This window comes from Psychrobacter sp. 4Bb (genome assembly GCF_002836735.1).
In the GTDB taxonomy this organism is placed as follows: Bacteria; Pseudomonadota; Gammaproteobacteria; order Pseudomonadales; family Moraxellaceae; genus Psychrobacter.
Map to the genome: position 1 here is coordinate 47,556 of NZ_PJAS01000074.1, position 19,130 is coordinate 66,685.

Below are 19,130 nucleotides of genomic sequence, written 5' to 3' on the forward strand. Positions count from 1 at the left end.
CGTCGATAACTGATTCTAAAGATTGATAAAAATTGTGCGCGGTTGTGTTCTTTGTCTGAATTGTTGGTGAGTTATTATGTCTGCTGTCAAATCTGTACCGCCCAATCAACCAATTGCCAAAAAGTCATGGGGCGAGGCTACAAAAGCTTATCTCGATCCTCGTGTCATTATTATGCTGTTTCTGGGGTTTTCAGCGGGTATACCTATTCTGCTGATTTTCTCAAGTCTGTCGCTATGGCTGAGAGAAGCAGGCATTGATCGTAGTGTCGTCACTATGTTCAGCTGGGCAGCACTGGGGTATTCGTTCAAGTTTATTTGGGCGCCATTGATTGATGCGCTCCCTGTGCCGTTTTTGACCAAGTGGCTAGGGCGTCGTCGTAGTTGGATGGTGGTATCACAGCTGCTTATCGTGCTGGCAATCTTTTTGATGGCAAGGGTAAATCCTGTTAGCGAAGATGTCTTGGTTTATATGGCAGGCGCGGCCGTGCTGCTTGGGTTCTCTTCTGCGACGCAAGATATCGTGATTGATGCGTACCGTATTGAGCTTGCACCGCCATCTATGCAGTCTATTCTGTCCTCTATCTATGTGTCAGGCTACCGTATCGGTATGATTGTCGCAGGGGCAGGCGCGTTATATTTGGCTGATTATTTCGGCTCAAATGAGACATTTTATAGTTATGAAGCGTGGCGCAACACCTATTACATCATGGCAGGGGTTATGACGTTAGGGGTATTAACGACATTTGCCAGTTATGAGCCAACCGCTGAGACCCTGCAAAGTAAAAAGCAGAAGGGTAACTTAAAAGTATTCCTGATTTATTCAGCGTTACTACTTATCCCAGGTCTGCTGTTTGGTGTTATTTACCTAATTAATATTTTGATCAATACAATATTTGATAGCACAGTGGCCTTGATACCACTAATGGTAATGCCAGCGATTAAGTTTTACTTTTTAGCATTGGTCGCATGCGCACCATTGTTATTGCTGTACTTTATTATTAACCAACCAAAAATCATTAACAAAGCCCCGTTGGTTGCTGAAACTCGTGAAGATTACGTCAGACTGGTAGCGTTGTTTGTATTTTCAGTGATTGCCTTTATCGCTGCTTACATATTGATGGGGCAAGTCCTGCCAGAGTTCGAAGGCGCGTTTTCTAGTTTCTTTGTAGAAACCTTGCACTTATTAGTAAGCCTAGGCGCGGCGATGGCAGCAGGTTATGCACTGGTACAAGTAGGACTGGTGAAAAAAGAAGTGGCCATGGCAACATGGATCGAGCCTGTCTTAGACTTTTTCCGACGTTATGGCAAAAAAGCACTGCTACTATTAGCCTTGATTGGTCTATACCGTATCTCGGATATCGTCGCAGGCGTGATCTCCAACGTTTTTTATCAAGACATGGGCTTTAGCAAAACTGATATCGCCAATGCCGTAAAACTGGTCGGTGTGATTATGGCAATTGCAGGTGGCTTCTTGGGCGGGATTTTGGCTCAGCGTTTCCGTATCATGCATGCCATGATGATTGGTGCGATTTTAGCGTGTGCGACCAACCTGTTGTTTGTGGTATTGACATACAACCCAGGTAGCCTGCCGATCATGTATATGGCAGTGATATTTGATAACTTGGCTGCGGGCCTTGCGAGCGCTGTATTTATCGCTTTCTTATCAGCACTGACATCGATTCGCTTTACCGCGGTACAGTATGCGATTTTTTCCTCACTGATGACGCTAATACCCAAAGTAATGGGTGGTTATTCTGGTGCTATCGTCGATAATATGGGTTATCCGTTTTTCTTTATCTTTACCTTTGCTATCGGTATTCCAATTCTGGCACTGATTTACTTTGTCGATAGACATATTGTCATTGGTGATAACGATGATATTTATGGCGATGACAATAATGATAGTAGCGGCGGCAATGGGGTAGGTGACAAACTGAGCAAAACCAATCCTAACCTGACCGATACCAAAGAGCCACCACGCGCATCAGAGTAGGCTAAACAGTATTTTACCTTTATTCATTCACTGTTATTTAAGAGCTATCTATGACCATATCGACCATTCGTCAAATCAAGCAGCAGATTCAACAACTGACGAATGGTGAGTCAAATAATCGGCTACCGTCGTTTTGGCTAACGGATTGGTTGTTGTATGTCATTGATAAGCCTGCGATAGCGTTGATGACGGATGAAGATTATCAGCTCACTGATAGTGAGGTCGCACGGTTCAATGACGGCGTGGTAAAAATGCAGCAAGGCATACCGCTTGCGTACCTAACCGGACAGCAGGAGTTTTGGTCGCTTAACTTTAGAGTGAACGAGCATACTTTGATTCCTAGACCCGATACCGAAGTACTGGTCGAGCAGGTATTAAACTGGATAAACGTTCAGCCAGTGCAACTCAATAATAAGCGATTGCTAGACTTAGGGACAGGGTCAGGTTGTATTGCGATCAGTCTTGCCCATGAACTTAAGAAAGCTAATTGGCAAGTCGTGGCGGTTGATTTATCACTAGAGGCGCTTAAAGTTGCTCAATACAATGCCATGAGCAATAATGTTGCCAATGTTGAGTTTGTTCAAAGCAGTTGGTATCAAGCGCTACCTACTAACGATGAGCATCAGTTTGATGTAATCGTGTCCAACCCACCATATATCGACGAGGAAGACGAGCATTTGGTAGGTCTAACAGCTGAGCCGATTAGTGCGCTCAGTGCACCCAATCAGGGTTTGGCTGATATAGAGCATATCGTCCAGCAAGCAACGACCTATCTATGTATAGGTGGGTTATTGGCCATTGAACATGGTTATGATCAAGGTGATGCGGTTCGGCAGCTGTTTCTAGACAATGGGTTTGAATCAGTACATACCGTAAAAGACTACGGTGGTAATGATCGTGTCACGCTAGGACAAGTTTAATAGGTAGTTTTTTGGTAGTAGATTTCTTTGATTATAGGTTGTAGATGAATATGGTAGACGAGCTGGTACAGCTATCGGATGATGAGCTGCTCCGTTATACTCGACAAGTATTATTAGACGGTTGGGATATGGATGCTCAGCTGCGATTAAAGGCAGCACGTGTGGTCATAATAGGGGCAGGTGGCCTTGGCTGTCCTGCGTCTGAGACATTGGTACGGGCTGGAGTGGGTCATGTCCATCTGATTGATGATGACGAGATTGAGGCGAGCAATCTACAACGGCAAACGCTGTTTTTGCCAGAAGATGTTGGTCAGTCTAAAGCGCTGACCGCGGCACATATGTTAGCGCGCATCAATCCTTTGATAAAGACTTACGGCACAGTGGCACGGTTAGATGAAGATAATGCCTATGAGTTGCTTAATATGGCAGCAGGCAAGCCGGACTTACTCTTAGACTGTACTGATAATTTTGCCACGCGCGACATCATCAATCGTATTAGTGTACGCTATCAGATTCCCTTGTTATCTGCCTCAGCGATTGCGATGCAAGGGCAGTTAGCACTGTTCGAACCTCAGCTCGATACTGGTTGCTATCATTGCGTGTTTGGCTCAGTAGTGCTTGACGAAGCCGCTGACGAACGTACGTGTGCCAACTCTGGTGTGCTAGCCAGTACCACTGCCGTCATGGGCAATTTGCAAGCCAATACTGCACTGCAATATTTAGGATTAACCAAAAATCTACTGACAAACAAGCTGCTCATATGGGATGGTAGTCAGATGCAGCAGCGGCTGATGGGTTATCGAAAAGACCCACAGTGTCCTGTCTGTAGCAGTCCTATAGTCAATCCTCTATAAATTGGATAAGGTGTCAGGCTTGCTTAGTCTACGAGTTGTAGTACTTTCACTCGCCTTCCTTGCATCCAAATTATATTGAACTGACTATAACTGAGTAATCTGATTTTAACGCATTTTTATATTGTATTGCCTATCTTCAAACCTCCTTCTTATTACCATAGTTGTTTTTTATGAAAATTCATCGTCCGCATTTATTAAAGCATACTTTTAATGTCATGAATCGTGTTCGCCAAACAGCGAGTGTGGCAGGTCTGTCTGCGCTAAGAGTGGCAAAAGGTGAGAAACCTGACGCGATGCTGCTCAAAGAAACCTTTGAGCAGTTAGGTACGACCTATATCAAAATCGGTCAATTTATCGCTAGTACACCGTCGCTGTTTCCACGTGATTATGTTAAGGCTTTCCAGAGCTGTTTGGATCAAACCACGCCATTGTCTTATGCTTATATCGAGCAAGTGCTAAGAGAGGAGCTAGCGACTGATGGTATGACCCTTGATGTTACGTTTGCGCATATTGACTCAGAGCCACTAGCATCAGCTTCTATCGCTCAAGTGCATGCAGCACGGTTGCACAATGGTGATGAAGTGGTGCTAAAGGTGCAAAAGCCTGGCGTCGAGACCATCATGCAGACTGATTTGGGTGTATTGCATGGTGTGACTAAGCTACTCGAAATACTGATGCCATCGATGAGGTTTGCGAGTATTGCGCCGATTATTGACGAGATTCGTCTGCGTATGCTTGCCGAGACGGACTTTATCGCCGAAGCACAGAATATTCGCGATTTTCAGCAGTTCTTAGCGGTATCAGGTAATACTCGTGTCGTTGCACCAACTGTCTACGAAGAGCTGACTACCAAGCGTGTCCTAACGATGAGCCGTCTATATGGCGTTTCTATGGTCGATGAGTCACTCATGCGCCAATACTGTGCAGATCCTGCGCAAGTCATGGCAGACACTTTGAACACATGGTTTGCCAGCCTCATGCTGTGTAACAGCTTCCATGCTGATCTGCATGCGGGCAATCTAATGCTATTGACCGACGGCCGTATTGGATTTTTGGATTTTGGTATTGTCGGTAAGCTCAAAGCTGAGAGCTGGCGTGCATGTATGGGCATGATGCAAGCCATGCAAGACAGTGACTATCAAGCCATGGCTCGCCATATGATTGATATGGAGATGACACATGGTGGCAATAAAGTTGATGTGACTGCACTAGGGAATGACTTGCAGCGTATGATGACAGCTATCATGGCAGAAGATAAAACCTTTACCAGTGGTGTACCGTTTAATAGTAAAGAACAAGCCGATGAGCTGAATAAAATGATGCTTGAGATTGTCGAAGTTGGTAAACGTCATGGCATCCATTTCCCACGCGACTTTGCTCTACTAACCAAACAGATGTTGTACTTTGATCGGTTTATGCGTACGCTAGCTCCAGACATGGACATGTTTAGCGATCAGCGGGTACAAATGCTAGGGCAAGATACGGTAGAGACGCCAGCGTTAGATGTATCATAGTTTTTCTAGTACTTTATGACGAATTAATATATCTAATAACTTCTCTATGTCTGCGTTTATTTATTACTGCTTCTGACTGTCTAACACAAAGGATTGTGTGCTAATTGCCGCAAAAATGGCTCTGTCATGATGACTGCTTTTAAAAGCCGTATGGTCCCGACCATCACCAACGAAGCTGCCATTGCCTGTATCGGTATGTACTGCATGGCAGTCGTTATGGGTTATGGCCGCTTTCTTTTTACCGCCACCTTACCTGATATTATGGTGCAATTGTCGCTATCAACGACGATTGCAGGCTGGCTGGCATCAATCAATTATATCGGCTACTTTATTGGCGCTCTTATCGCCATGTTTGTGCCTCAGCGCTCGACATGGCAAGCGATGACGCTGTGGGCGATTATCAGTGTTGTCACCACGATGTTACTCGTCATACCAAATATGTCGCTCACGCTATGGTATATTATTCGCTTAATTGCAGGTATTGCAAGTGGCGTGGCGATGATTCTAAGCTCATCTTTTGTGATTCAAAACCTCAGCCCTGAGCGCCGTTCTGTATTGTCAGCAGTCCATTATGCAGGTATTGGCGTTGGCATTAGCGCCTCTGCCATCGTGACGTGGTGGCTATTAAAACTAGGCTATCACTTCGATGTAATTTGGCTAGTCGCAGGTGTCACCAGTTTGCCGCTTGTATGGCTACTGTATGCGATAAAGCCAAGACAAGTACGGGCTGTTGATTCACAGCAGATTGATGCCAAACAACACGTGTCAGTGCACCAGACCTATGTAAACTTTAAGCGCTCCTTATATGAAGCCATCTCTGGGCACCATAAAGCGCTTGCTTTGCTTTTTGTCAGCTACGTACTGGCAGGGTTTGGTTATATTAGCTCAGCAACTTTTTTGCCCGTCATGGCAGCACAACGTCTAACAACACAGATGTATGCTGGACTCATGATTTGGTTGGTTGTTGGTATTTTTGCGATGTTGTCAAACCCCCTATGGGGCGCGCTTGCCAAACGTATCGGTGAGATAAAAACCTTAATGGGGCTGACGGTATTGCAAGCATTTGGGATGTGCTTGCCGATATGGTTTGATGGTGCACTTGGCTTATATGGTAATGCTGCGATTTTAGGATTGACCTTCGTCGGTATGGTGGCGATGACCCTCACGCTGTTTAAAAATATCAATCCGGCCTATTCTAATTTACTGATTGCCCTAGCGACGTTGGCTTATGCATTGGGGCAGTTTTTGGGACCTTTGGTGACAGTGGCACTGGCAGGGAAGGATGGTAATTTCAACGCAGGGTTGCTTGTCGCTGCTATCGGATTGATGATCGGATTTGTACTATTGGTATGGTTCCGTCGACAGTCGCTAAAGGCCGCTTAGATCGTCTAAACCATACTGCGGCTAAATACTTCTCGTAATTCAAAACTGGTATGAACTTGGGCCACGCCTTCGATACGATTGAGGCGATGCAATAAAAACTCTTCGTAATGTGTCATATCACGTACCCTGACCTTAATCAGATAGTCTTCCGTGCGTCCTGTGACAATACTACAGCTAATGACTTCCTCAAAACTCTGAACCTTGCGTTCAAACTGCTCAAAACGTTCTGCTGTATGTCGATCCATGCTAATAGCGATAAACACGGCTAGCGGATAGCCAAGTTTTTGCGCATCGGTTTTGGTATGGTAGCCGGTGATAATGTTCGCATCTTCTAAGCGCTTGATACGACGTGCGCAAGGGGTAGCAGACAGGTTGACGCGCTCAGCGAGTTCAGTAATGCTCATACGCGCCTGTGTTTGCAATAAGCGTAGCAACTGTCTATCTATCTCGTCTATATCTGCAGTTCCTGTACTATCAATATGATTGTCTGGCATTTCTCAAGCCTTAATAGTGAATTTATTCGATTATAATGTCTAAATTGTGTTTTTCCACTAAAATAACAGAAAATAAAGTAAAAGAAAGCAGGTTTCTCTCTGCTAAACTTTGATATTATTATGGTATGAACACTAGTTATCTCGTATGATAAATACTGATCTAATCAACAGCTAATCGCCTAGCTAAATATATAAATAACCATATCATCTAAGGATTGATTATGTCTGACCAAGCCACGCACACCGCAGCCACAGGGACTGCAAAGATCACACCAAAAAGTGCCGCTTTTGACTTCCGTAAATACCGTCCATTTGCATTTGCGCCATCGCTGCCAGATCGTACTTGGCCAAGCAAAACAATTGAGAAGTCACCGATATGGGCAAGTGTGGATCTGCGTGATGGTAACCAAGCACTGATTGATCCGATGACCATTGAACAAAAAATGCGCTTCTTTAAGACTTTAGTAGATGTTGGTTTTAAAGAGATTGAGATTGGTTTTCCATCAGCGGCGCAGGTAGAATTTGACTTTGCGCGTAAGCTTATCGAAGAAAACCACGTACCTGAAGATGTAACGCTACAGGTATTGGTACAAGCGCGCGAGCATTTGATTGCCCGTACTTTTGAATCGTTAAAAGGTGCAAAACGTGCGGTTGTCCATGTCTATAATTCAACCAGCCGTGTACAACGCGAAAAAGTCTATGGCAAAGATAAAACTGAAATCAAAGAGATTGCGATTGCAGGCGCTAAGCTATTACAAGAATATGCGGCAAAGTATCCTGAGACAGATTGGGTATTTCAGTACTCGCCAGAGAGCTTTAGCCAGACAGAAACTGAATATGCCGTAGAGGTTTGCGATGCTGTGTGTGACGTGTGGCAACCACAGCAGGGTCAGGAAGTTATTTTTAACTTACCAGCGACGGTTGAGGCTTCTATGCCCAATGTCTTTGCTGATCAAGTAGAGTACTTCTGCCGTAATCTGGCCCAGCGCGAGCATGTGATTGTGAGCTTACATACGCATAATGACCGTGGCTGTGCGGTAGCTGCCGCCGAATTGGGCGTGCTTGCGGGCGCGGATCGTATCGAAGGCACATTGCTTGGGAATGGTGAGCGAACAGGTAACATGGATATCATGGTCATGGCCATGAACTTATTTAGCCAAGGTATCGATCCTGAGCTTGATTTTAGCAATATGAGTGAAATCGTACAGGTGGTGAGCGAATGTAATAACTTACCATTGCATCCGCGTCATCCTTATGTGGGCGAGTTGGTCTTCACAGCGTTTAGCGGCTCACATCAAGATGCTATCAAAAAATCTCTCGACTACAATGAAAGTAATCAGAGCGAAACAGACAACGTCTGGGACGTGGCTTATCTACCCATTGATCCTGCGCATATTGGCCGTAGCTACCAAGATGTGGTACGTATCAATAGCCAGTCGGGCAAAGGCGGCGTCGCATATATCTTGCAGCGCAACTACGGTTTCAACTTACCACGTTGGATGCAGATTGACTTTAGCCGTGTGGTACAAAAGCAAGCTGAAGCGGCGGCACGCGAGCTGCAGAATGATGAAATCTTGCAGACCTTTGAAGATACTTACTTGCAGCAAGGCAAGTTTGAGCTGCTAGACTATAGCGTCAACAACAAAGGCGGCGCGGTTTACTTTAGTGGTCAAGTGCAGATGAATAGCGACACTATTGATATTGATGGCACGGGTAATGGCCCATTATCATCGTTTATTGATGGACTTGCACAGCATACTGGCAAATCACTACATATTATTAACTATGCAGAGCATGCGATTAATCCGCATCATAACAGCGGTAATGGTATCGATGATGATACCAATAGTGATAACAAAACCAATGCCAATGCTGCCGCTTATATACAGCTTAATGTAGATGGCGAGGTATACTCTGGCATCGGTACTTGTAGCAGTACGGTATCAGCCATGCTAAAAGGGGCGTTATCAGCTTTTGCTCAAGCGCTAAATACAGAAGCTGCTTGATGTTAAGTAGTCAGTGATATCACGCAAAATTCTGTATGCTAATAACGCCATCGCTCCTTGTCTTTAGCAAGTAAAGCGATGGCGTTATTTTTTGCTATAAATAGCTATGAAATTCCGACTATAGATTTATTAGCAATAGCATAATGTTACTTGTGTTTTTAGTGTCTAAGACTTACGCTAATGTATATATCAAAATATTATAATTAAAAGGTTAATTATGGAACCTATCTCATTTGCTTCATTCACGCTGGCATCTATTTTGGCCTCAATACCTGCGAATGGTGAGGCTATTACCAAGCCGACAATCACCACTCATATTAGTCCAGCCATTGCCGGACAGTGGGAAATAGACTTGGACAGTAGCGCTCCTTCTACTCACGCCATGATGACCAAGGAAGCGGAAGCTAACAAGTCTGCATCAAATAGTGCGCAACAGTCTAGCAGTGTAGAGCCTAAGGTGATGACGGGCATGGATGGCGGCGTACTGACTCAAAGTGAAGAGCGGGTTCTAAACATTAAACCAACTACTAGTAAAAACTTACTTGCGTCAGTTGGCAAGTCTAACCAGTGCCGTGAGCTATATAACTTTAGTGCGGATAATGAGATGTGGTCTGTCAGTGGCAAAGAGTGGACATACGGCCGCTATCTAGTCACCCACCGTGAAGAAGGACTGCCAGTGATTGCGATCAAGACCGTTTATGATAATAATGAAGTAGATTGTTCAGGCAATCAGATCGACCAGACTGATGAAGCGTTAATTGCATTTATCAATCATGATGGCAATCAGATGCAATGGTGCGCTGACCCTGATGGTAACGAATGCTTTATGAACTTCAACAGAGTGTTGCCATAATTAGAGATGTTCGTTGTACTTTACGTATAATTGACAGCTTATTGATGACATAAAAAAACCGCTATATTAATAGCGGCTTTTTTATGTGCTGTTTTAATTAAAGTCGCGACTAAATTTATTAAGTTTAGTGAGCTTTATAAGTATTTCAGCTTAAGAGTCTTTTTTTGCTTTATTCGCAGTCAGCAGCTCTCTTTCGAGATAGTGAATGTTTTGCGCTTCACGAGTAAAGTTATCATCCGCCAAAATTACATCACGATGCAAAGGTATATTGGTTTTGATGCCTTCGATAATCAGCTCATCAAGTGCATGTACTGTCTTAGCAATAGCTTGCTGACGAGTTTGACCGTGACAGATAAGCTTACCAATCAATGAATCATAATAGGTCGGTATCTCATAGCCAGGGTATAGATGAGAGTCAAAACGAATGCCAGAACCACTTGGCGTGAACAATTGACTGATAGTACCTGGGCAAGGCACAAAGGTCGCTGCATCTTCGGCATTGATACGACATTCGATCGCATGACCTTGGATCTCAATCTCGCTTTGACGATAAGACAGGCCGTAACCGGCAGCAATTTTGAGCTGTTCGACGACAACATCGATACCAGTAATCATCTCAGTCACTGGATGCTCAACCTGTACACGAGTGTTCATTTCAATAAAGAAAAACTCGTTATTTTCAAATAGAAACTCAAACGTACCAGCACCGCGATACTTAACAAGCTCGCACGCTTTTACGCACGCCTTTAAGATTGGCTCACGTACATCATCTGGGATGTCTGGCGCAGGTGCTTCTTCTAGTACTTTTTGATGGCGACGCTGTAATGAGCAATCACGATCATAGAGATGGATAGCATTACCATTACCATCGCCTAGTACCTGTACTTCTACGTGGCGCGGGTTTTGTAGATAGCGCTCCATATAGACAGTGTCATCACCGAACCAAAGCTCAGCTTCTTGTTTGGCCGCTTGTACCTGACCAATTAGTTCGTCAAAGCGTTCAACCACACGCATACCGCGTCCACCGCCGCCAGAAGCTGCTTTAATCAATAGTGGAAAGCCGATATTGCGAGCTTGCTCTTCAGCATTATGCAGGGTCACAGCGCCAACTGAACCAGGTACGGTTGGTACGCCAGCTTTTTTCATAGCGTTGATGGCAGAAACTTTATTGCCCATGAGGCGAATATGATCAGCGTTAGGACCAACGAAGGTCAATCCTGCTTCTTCTACTTGTTCAGCAAATTCGGCATTCTCAGACAAAAAGCCATAACCAGGATGGATAGCATCTGCACCAGTGATTTCAGCAGCGGTTAAGATGGTATTGATATCAAGGTAGCTTTGGTTAGCATTAGGCTTGCCAATACAAATTGCCTCATCAACAAAGCGCAAGTGCATCAAGTTGGCATCCGCAGTAGAGTAGACACCTACCGTTTCGATGCCTAGCGCTTTACAGGCGCGGACGATGCGCAGGGCAATTTCACCTCTGTTGGCAATGAGCAATTTTTTTATCATGGGTTCATCCTTGTCGAAGCGTCAGTCATTGACTGAGTTTCGATACATAGCATCAGGTTATTTAGCAGTGACGCGGTATATATACCAAAAGTCAGCCATAATGAAATAAAGTATGGCAAATATCGTTACGCTTTATAGCGTATGACAGGTTGACCGAACTGTACGACTTCAGAGTTATCTACCAAGATTTCGTCAACAATACCACTTTGAGTCGCTTCAAGCGGGTTCATGATTTTCATGGCTTCGATGATACCTAAAGTATCACCTGCCTGAACCTTTTGACCGACTTTCACAAATGGTGGATCATTAGGACTTGGTGCTGAATAGAAAACACCAACCATTGGTGAAGACTCAACGCTACCCGCTTTTTCTGCAGGTTTGCCTTCAACAGCGGCAGCAGGAGCAGCGCTCGCAGCCATCATAGTTGGCGCAGGCGCGTCATAGTGACGAGTTAAGCTAATATGCTCGTCGTCAGAACTGATTTCTAAATTAACCAGTTCACTTTCTTCCATAAGGGCGATGAGGGTGCGTATTTTTTCAATATCCATAGTTTTTATCTGGCCTTGTACTAAATTCGAGAAATAGTGTAACTAAATATTGTCTAATTAATTGCTAATGATACCTAGATTCAGGGCAATGAGCAATCAATGTACAGTTGTTAACTGAGAATTTTTACATATTTTGACGTAAGCCATCTTTTTAGTAAGAAAATATCTACGATTTTTCATAGTCTGTATGATCAAATAACGCTAACAATGATTATAAAATGCAATCCATAAGCAATTGGCTCAACCCCATAGTATAGTTAAGCGTTTTTGCTGATAGCGTAGACGCAAAGTAAGTAAAATAGATGATAAGAACAAACCTGTAATCAACGCCATCCAAAATCCTTGTGCGCCAACGTCAGTGAAACGCACCAGATAGACGCCAAGTGGTAGGGCCACTAACCAATAGCAGAAGAGCGTTACCCACATCGGTATGGTGGTATCTTGCATACCGCGCAATATACCAGCGACGTTAACTTGCCAGCCATCAAACAACTGATAAGCAAGTGCAAAGATAAGCAAATGCATAGACTGAGCTCTAACCTCTGGGTTATCCGTGAATGCTGCTGCCAGTTCTGGTCTGAATAGCCATATTCCAAGCATACAGGTCAAAGCGATCAATACGGTCCATACCAGTCCAGTAGCTTGCACTTGGCGCAGTGCCAATAGGTTTTTTTGACCAAATCGATTGGAGACCATGATAGTGAGCGCCATGGCGACAGATATCGGTATCATAAATAGCTGTGAGGTCACTGACAGCGCCACTTGATGCGATGCTGTTGCTAGCTCACCCAATGGACTGATAACGAGTGCGCCTAAGCTAAATAAACTGGCTTCAAAGAAGATAGAGATACCAATAGGAATACCAAGTTTCAACAGTTTTTTAATCTGTGTACGATTAGGGCTAGAGAAGCCATAAAAGAATCGCGTGCTCACAAATTCGCGACGGTTTGTGAAGCTAGTATAGGCAGCCAATAATAGGACATTTATCCATAACACCAATGCTGTCGCCACCCCGCAGCCTGCACCGCCCATTTCTGGCATGCCAAATAACCCATGAATAAAAATATAGTTCAAAGGAATATCTGCAAGCAGGCCAATGATACTAATGACTGTCACAGGCTCAGGACGACCCAATGCTTCACAATAACTGCGTAGTACGGCATATACAGCGAGCGCTGGGAAACCAAAGGACACGCCATGTAAATATTGCGTCGCTATCGGCTGAATGTTTTCTGGGACACCCATAATGCCAAGAACATTGGGAGCTAAATTAACAATGATAAAACCGATAATGCCAATAACACCTGCGGTCCATAGAGACTGCTGCGTGATATGCGGTACTTGGCCGTGCTGGTCTTGACCAATTGCTTCACCAATCAGAGGCGTGGTTGCGATAAGCACACCTGTGGCCAATAAAAACAATGGTAGCCAAATACCAGAGCCAACGGCTACCGCAGCCAAATCAAGCGCTGAGACTTGACCTGCCATGATGGCATCGACCACGCCAAGTGCGGCTTGGCAAAACTGAGTGATTAAGATAGGGAGGGCAAGTACGCCTAAACGTAAGCTATAGCTTTTAAAATCTTTGAAAGACAATGGAAAAACCATGGTAAGCAACTTTTTATTCTTTGCGGTAATTGTTATTAAGGTAGTTATTATTAATAAACAAACACTGCTATCAATCGACTAAGGTTGACGCAGCGAGGAGAGTAGTGCCGACGATAATACTCCGATAAATAATATGAGCAAGCTTATAATGTTGCATGAGTAGATAGGCAGAGTATGAAAATAAAAGTAAAGACACTAAAATAAAAATAACCCGTCGATCCAAGTAGTGGATTGACAGGTCATATACATAGTAAGATGGTAAAGAAGCCACACTATGATGTCAACGCTTTAGCACCGCTATGTAAGTATTAATCTTAGGTTTTTTGTACTCTATTTCATAGCCAATAGCCAATAGCCAATAGCCAATAGCCAATAGCCAATAGCCAATAGCTCAGAGATGATTTAATAAGTTTACTCCGGCAACAACTCAAGTGTCTCCACCATGTCCATAATTGCTCGCCAATGTTTGGGCTCTAATGGAATCACTGTTAACTGCTGACAGCCTTTCCTCAATAATAACGAGTCTTCCAAAGCTGGCAAAAACTTTAGCTCTGATAGTGGTAATACCTCTGTAAAAGCTTGCTCAAAAGTGAGATCGACCATATACCAGCGAGGTTCCTCTTCAGTCGCAATAGGATCATAATGACGGTGTTCAGGGTGAAACTGAGTAGGATCAGGATACCCTGCTGTAGTAACTGTCATAGTACCAGCGACTCCAGATGGCTTGGCGCTAGAGTGATAAAAGAATACTTTGTCACCAACTTTCATATCATCACGCATAAAATTACGTGCGCGGTAGTTGCGGACACCGTCCCAACCGTCGGTGCCCAAGCGCTGCAAATCTTCAATACCAAAAAATTTAGGGTTGGATTTCATTAACCAATACGCCATATATTTGTCCTTCGATTTTTTATTTATTTTTCAATTCGTTCTTAAAATTATCGAGGTTTTTATTAACTCACTTTCAAACTTGTCTTGAATAGTTTATCTTAAAAAAGCAAAGAGGACTCCACCTGACATTAGGGTGGAGGTGAATTTCGCATCACTGGCTAACCTCGCTGGTTCTGAATGTATTGCTTAATAATATCTAGTGGCGCACCGCCACAAGAGCTTGCAAAGTAGGAGCGTGACCAAAGCACAGGCTTGGAATAAGCTGCTCTTAAATCAATAAAATCACCCCTCATTCGTCTACTTGTGACTGACTTTAAGTTATTAACCAATTTGCTTAATTGCACCGTTGGCGGGTACTGGATAAGCATGTGGATATGATCTGCTCCACCGTTACATTCTTTTAATTCAGCATCAAAGCTCTTGCATACCTCAGTGACACACTCACTGAAATACTTATGATGCAGCTCACCTAAAACTTTTTTTCGGTACTTAGTAATAAAAACCAAATGAACGTGGAGATTAAAGGCAGCATGGCGGTTTTTATATATCTCACTCATTGTAATAAAAACTCTTAAATGCTAGTATTATAAGCATAATATCAAACACACACTCATTAATAAAGAACGCATTTATGAAAATCAACAAAGCGTATAAATTTAGGCTTGAGCCTAATGCAGAGCAGAAGATTGTTCTAAATAATCTTGTCGGCTCTGCACGTTTTGTTTGGAATCAAATGCTAGCGATCTCATTTGAGATGTTTGCTAAAGATGAGTTTATCAATGCCACCAACCTCGTTAATAAAATCATGGATCTAAAGAGCAACCCTGATTTCGAGTTCTTAAAAACCAGCTCAAACGCTGTATCCTTACAACAAAAAGTACGTGATCTTGCATCGGCTTGGTCACGTTTCTTTAATCCTAAAGTACATGCCAGATTGAAAGAAAATAAAAAGAAACCTCGCAAACCCAAGTTCTTTAAACTGGCTGATGGCACAGAAATTCAACGACGACCATTGATGCCACAATTTAAGCGCAAATCCGATGGGCGTGACTCAATTCGCTTGGTTCAGTTTGATAAATACTGTCGTATTGAAAGCAATCGAGTTAAACTACCAAATGGCATAGGTCTGGTGAAGTTTAGAAAATCGCAAGACATTATTGGCACGATTAAAAATGTCACCATTAGCAAGAAATCAGGTCGCTGGTATGTGTCGTTTGGCACAGAGCACGAGCTGACAGAGAACCCTCGTCACCCCTCTAAAAGCGCTATTGGCTTGGACGTGGGCATCAGTAAACTACTCACCACCTCAAACGGTGAATATATTAAACCTAAGAATAGCTTTAAAGCCAATCAACTCAAACTTGCCAAGCTGCAACGTGGTTTGGCGAAGAAAGTAAAATTCAGTGAAAACTGGAAAAAGCAAAACCGCAAGATTCAAAAACTCCACAGCCACATTGCCAATATCAGGCATGACTACTTGCACAAAGTCACCACCAGCATCAGCAAAAGCCACGCCATGATTGCTTGTGAGGATTTAAATGTCGCTAATATGTCGAAATCAGCCAGCGGTACGGTGGAGAACAAAGGTCGTCATGTCAAAGCCAAGTCAGGATTAAATAAATCCATCCTAGATCAAGGCTGGGGCATGATGGTCAATATGCTTGAGTACAAGCAGCAATGGCGCGGTGGGTTACTGATTAAGGTAAACCCACGATACACTAGCCAAACCTGCTCTGAATGCCAGCATATCGCTGTCGATAACAGACAAACTCAGTCAAAATTTGAGTGCGTCAAATGTAGGTATGTTGCGAACGCTGATTTTAATGCGGCTCGTAATATATTAGCGGCAGGACATGCCGTTTTGTCTGCGGAGGGAGGATGCAGTAAAGGTCGCCCGTTGAAACAGAAAGCAAGCGACCTTCGTGAGAAAGTCGCCTAAGAGCATCTGCTTTTAGAATCCCCCACTTGAGCTTCGCGAAAGTGGTGGGAGTATGTCAACCTAGCGTTACTTTTGATATCGATCATTATTGCTCACTACAAAATAAGTTTATTTATGCCTAAAGTGAATACAGACAGTATGCCAAACGATCTGAATACGTTAAGTCTTACTGAACCAACGACGGATACTATCGCGGTAGACGTGACCGACATTCCATTGTCTCTTTACATTCATATCCCGTGGTGTGTGAAGAAATGTCCTTATTGCGATTTTAATTCGCATGAGCTACCGATAGACAGTGAGCTATCCATGTATGAGGAATACGTCGATGCATTATTGTTAGACGCCGCAATGCAGCAACCTTTAACTCAGGGCCGAGAGATTGGTTCGATATTTATCGGTGGTGGTACGCCGTCTCTATTACCCATTGCTCAGTATCAGCGATTGTTTACTGGGTTGCGTACATGTTTTGAATTTGCAGAAGACATCGAAATCACGATGGAGGCCAATCCCGGCACGCTTGAGCATGCACCATTTGCTCAGTATTTAGAGGTTGGTATCAATCGTTTGTCTATCGGCGTACAGAGCTTTGCCGCTGACAAGCTAAAGGTACTTGGGCGTATCCATGATCCTGTACAAGCGTTATCAGCAATTCGCGCTGCCAAAGCGGCTGGATTTGCACGGGTCAACGTCGACCTGATGCACGGTCTACCGCAGCAAACCATGAATGAAGCGCTAGAAGATATCCAAATGGCGCATGATGCTGGTGCAACGCATATCTCTTGGTATCAACTAACTATTGAGCCAAATACCGTGTTTTACCGTAGCCAGCCTATTTTACCCGATGAAGACAATTTGGCAGATATTGAACAAGCAGGTCAGTCGCTATTGCAGCAATTAGGTTATAGCAATTATGAGGTATCAGCATGGGCAGGTGCGTTAGACAAACCATGTCGTCATAATATCAACTATTGGCAGTTTGGCGACTATTTAGCCATTGGCGCTGGAGCTCATGGTAAGGTGACGATTGGTCGTGATGATAGCAATTCATCAGACGTAAAAGATAAAATGGAAGAGGGCTTATTAGTAGAGTCAGGTATTTATCGTTTTAGTAAATCACGTTTGCCAAAAGATTATGTAGTAATAAATCCAGATACCACAGAGATGTCTGATATACGGCAAATCACACCAAAAATGGTTGGCTGGCAAGCGATTGATCAAGAAGAATTGGTGAGCGAGTTTATGCTAAACGCACTGCGCTTACATGGCGGTGTCGCTTGGTCACTGTTTGAAAAGAGAACTGGATTAACGCTTGATAGTATTGCTGAACAAGTAAACAGTTTGGTCAAACAAGGATTGTTGGTAGATAGCGATACGCAGTTGCAACCGACCGTATTAGGTCAGCGTTATCTCAATCAGATATTACGCGCGTTTTTATAAAATCGTGCTTGAGTAATTGTTTAACAGCAGCGAAGTAAGAACACAAAAAAGACTTATCAAATGAATGATAAGCCTTTTTAAAAATCTAAAAAAAGTAGACCTTAGATTTTATCTTGTACGTCTTGTGCGCCGCCAGTTACAGCATTTCCGGCGCTTGATACGTCTTGGCCAAGGCCTTTAAACGTGTTGCAACCAGTTAAAACGAACATAGCAGTTAAAGATGCGATGATTACTTTTTTCATAATAGTATTCCCAAAAATAAATGAGTGATTATAAGTAACAACAGTGATGCTAAGCATCGTGCTCAAGATTCACTGAAGAGGTATTGGATGAGACAGTCATACATAAATGCTATCGCGTTATCCATTACAGACATCATAATGAAAGTTAAAAACGCTGCACAGTATCAAAATGTAATTATTGGCAGTAAACTGTAACTTTCAATTACCTACCGTCCATAAACTTAAATAATAGAGTGCTGAATATTTTTGGAGTAAGAATGACCATCCATATTGTGCTAGTAGCACCAAAAATGCCGAGTAACACTGGAAATATTATTCGACTGTGTGCCAATAGCGGGGCACAGCTGCATTTAGTAAGACCGTTAGGGTTTGAGCTTGATGATAAAAAGCTACGCCGTGCAGGTCTTGATTATCATGAATATGCTCATTTGCAAGTGCATGATGATTGGACGGCTGCGAGACAAGCTCTAAAAGCCGCCGATTGCCATGTCGTTACCGCATTGACAACCAAGCTAAGCAAACCATTCTACGATTATGACTTTGGTAAGCACTCGGACTCTGAAGCATCTGATAAGGCTGCTATGCCCAATATCGCGCTGGTTTTCGGTTCTGAGACAGCAGGTTTGGCAGATGATATACGTGAAGATATCGGTGCTGATAATTGGCTAAGACTACCCATGCTAGCTGACTCTCGTAGTTTGAACTTATCAAATAGCGTAGCCATTTGTCTGTACGAGATATGGCGACAGCAAGGATTTTCAGGCGATGAAGGTCGTAGTATTGGGTATGAGACATTGACAGTCTATGACCCAAAATAGCTATGTGTTTAAACAATAGCTATAGATTTAAAAGTATTTGCGTACTTAATGAGCAGTTATACACTGCTCATTAATCTATGATAAATTTCTAGTGCGCTATCGATTGTATCTTATC

General features: G+C 43.4%; 17 protein-coding genes. 10 read left to right on the forward strand and 7 right to left on the reverse strand.

Annotated features, from left to right (window positions below):
• Window positions 1–76 precede the first annotated feature (76 nt).
• The 5 genes from CXF60_RS12380 to CXF60_RS12400 all read left to right on the forward strand — a co-directional run bounded on the left by CXF60_RS12380 (window position 77) and on the right by CXF60_RS12400 (window position 6,664).
• Window positions 77–1,993, forward strand: a complete 1,917-nt coding sequence (locus CXF60_RS12380) for an AmpG family muropeptide MFS transporter (protein ID WP_102092173.1) — start codon at window positions 77–79, stop codon at window positions 1,991–1,993.
• 50 nt (window positions 1,994–2,043) lie between these two features.
• Window positions 2,044–2,913, forward strand: coding sequence for a peptide chain release factor N(5)-glutamine methyltransferase (gene prmC / locus CXF60_RS12385; protein ID WP_102092174.1), 870 nt, complete (start codon window positions 2,044–2,046; stop codon window positions 2,911–2,913).
• Window positions 2,914–2,963: 50 nt separating this feature from the next.
• Entirely contained in the window at window positions 2,964–3,767 is an 804-nt protein-coding gene (locus tag CXF60_RS12390; RefSeq protein ID WP_416376889.1) for a HesA/MoeB/ThiF family protein, read from the forward strand.
• A 170-nt stretch (window positions 3,768–3,937) separates the two neighbouring features.
• Window positions 3,938–5,281 (forward strand): ABC1 kinase family protein, encoded by a 1,344-nt coding sequence (locus tag CXF60_RS12395; protein WP_102092176.1) that lies wholly within the window; start codon window positions 3,938–3,940, stop codon window positions 5,279–5,281.
• Window positions 5,282–5,407: 126 nt separating this feature from the next.
• A complete protein-coding gene (locus CXF60_RS12400) occupies window positions 5,408–6,664 on the forward strand; it encodes a YbfB/YjiJ family MFS transporter (protein ID WP_102092177.1) in 1,257 nt (418 codons plus the stop codon).
• Window positions 6,665–6,669: 5 nt separating this feature from the next.
• On the opposite strand, the gene CXF60_RS12405 is transcribed toward CXF60_RS12400, so the two are convergent.
• Window positions 6,670–7,158 carry an Lrp/AsnC family transcriptional regulator gene (locus CXF60_RS12405; RefSeq protein ID WP_102092178.1) on the reverse strand — a complete coding sequence of 163 codons (489 nt, stop codon included), beginning with the start codon at window positions 7,156–7,158 and terminating at the stop codon, window positions 6,670–6,672.
• 221 nt (window positions 7,159–7,379) lie between these two features.
• Between CXF60_RS12405 and leuA the strand changes: the two genes are divergently transcribed.
• Window positions 7,380–9,164 (forward strand): 2-isopropylmalate synthase, encoded by a 1,785-nt coding sequence (gene leuA, locus CXF60_RS12410; protein ID WP_102092179.1) that lies wholly within the window; start codon window positions 7,380–7,382, stop codon window positions 9,162–9,164.
• Between the two features lie 217 nt (window positions 9,165–9,381).
• Complete coding sequence (locus CXF60_RS12415; RefSeq protein ID WP_102092180.1) at window positions 9,382–10,017, forward strand: hypothetical protein; 636 nt, start codon at window positions 9,382–9,384, stop codon at window positions 10,015–10,017.
• 150 nt (window positions 10,018–10,167) lie between these two features.
• Here the strand turns inward: CXF60_RS12415 and accC are convergent, their stop codons facing one another.
• From accC to tnpA, 5 genes are all read right to left on the reverse strand, one after another.
• Window positions 10,168–11,529, reverse strand: coding sequence for an acetyl-CoA carboxylase biotin carboxylase subunit (accC, locus tag CXF60_RS12420; RefSeq protein ID WP_057759692.1), 1,362 nt, complete (start codon window positions 11,527–11,529; stop codon window positions 10,168–10,170).
• Between the two features lie 125 nt (window positions 11,530–11,654).
• The gene (accB, locus tag CXF60_RS12425; protein ID WP_101204416.1) at window positions 11,655–12,077 is read right to left on the reverse strand and encodes an acetyl-CoA carboxylase biotin carboxyl carrier protein; all 423 of its coding nucleotides are present in this window, start codon (window positions 12,075–12,077) and stop codon (window positions 11,655–11,657) included.
• A gap of 240 nt (window positions 12,078–12,317) precedes the next feature.
• Window positions 12,318–13,685 (reverse strand): MATE family efflux transporter, encoded by a 1,368-nt coding sequence (locus tag CXF60_RS12430; protein WP_102092181.1) that lies wholly within the window; start codon window positions 13,683–13,685, stop codon window positions 12,318–12,320.
• A gap of 411 nt (window positions 13,686–14,096) precedes the next feature.
• Window positions 14,097–14,576, reverse strand: a complete 480-nt coding sequence (locus tag CXF60_RS12435; protein ID WP_102092182.1) for an EVE domain-containing protein — start codon at window positions 14,574–14,576, stop codon at window positions 14,097–14,099.
• A 158-nt stretch (window positions 14,577–14,734) separates the two neighbouring features.
• A complete protein-coding gene (gene tnpA, locus CXF60_RS12440; RefSeq protein WP_102092183.1) occupies window positions 14,735–15,133 on the reverse strand; it encodes an IS200/IS605 family transposase in 399 nt (132 codons plus the stop codon).
• A 74-nt stretch (window positions 15,134–15,207) separates the two neighbouring features.
• On the opposite strand from tnpA, the gene CXF60_RS12445 reads away from it, so the two are divergent.
• Window positions 15,208–16,515 carry an RNA-guided endonuclease InsQ/TnpB family protein gene (locus tag CXF60_RS12445; RefSeq protein WP_102092184.1) on the forward strand — a complete coding sequence of 436 codons (1,308 nt, stop codon included), beginning with the start codon at window positions 15,208–15,210 and terminating at the stop codon, window positions 16,513–16,515.
• Window positions 16,516–16,653: 138 nt separating this feature from the next.
• The gene (gene hemW / locus CXF60_RS12450) at window positions 16,654–17,955 is read left to right on the forward strand and encodes a radical SAM family heme chaperone HemW (protein ID WP_102092232.1); all 1,302 of its coding nucleotides are present in this window, start codon (window positions 16,654–16,656) and stop codon (window positions 17,953–17,955) included.
• Between the two features lie 101 nt (window positions 17,956–18,056).
• Here hemW and CXF60_RS12455 read toward each other — a convergent pair whose 3' ends face one another.
• Window positions 18,057–18,197, reverse strand: coding sequence for an entericidin A/B family lipoprotein (locus tag CXF60_RS12455; protein WP_101204419.1), 141 nt, complete (start codon window positions 18,195–18,197; stop codon window positions 18,057–18,059).
• 257 nt (window positions 18,198–18,454) lie between these two features.
• Here CXF60_RS12455 and CXF60_RS12460 point away from each other — a divergent pair, with 257 nt between their 5' ends.
• The gene (locus CXF60_RS12460; protein ID WP_102092185.1) at window positions 18,455–19,015 is read left to right on the forward strand and encodes a tRNA (cytidine(34)-2'-O)-methyltransferase; all 561 of its coding nucleotides are present in this window, start codon (window positions 18,455–18,457) and stop codon (window positions 19,013–19,015) included.
• Window positions 19,016–19,130 lie beyond the last annotated feature (115 nt).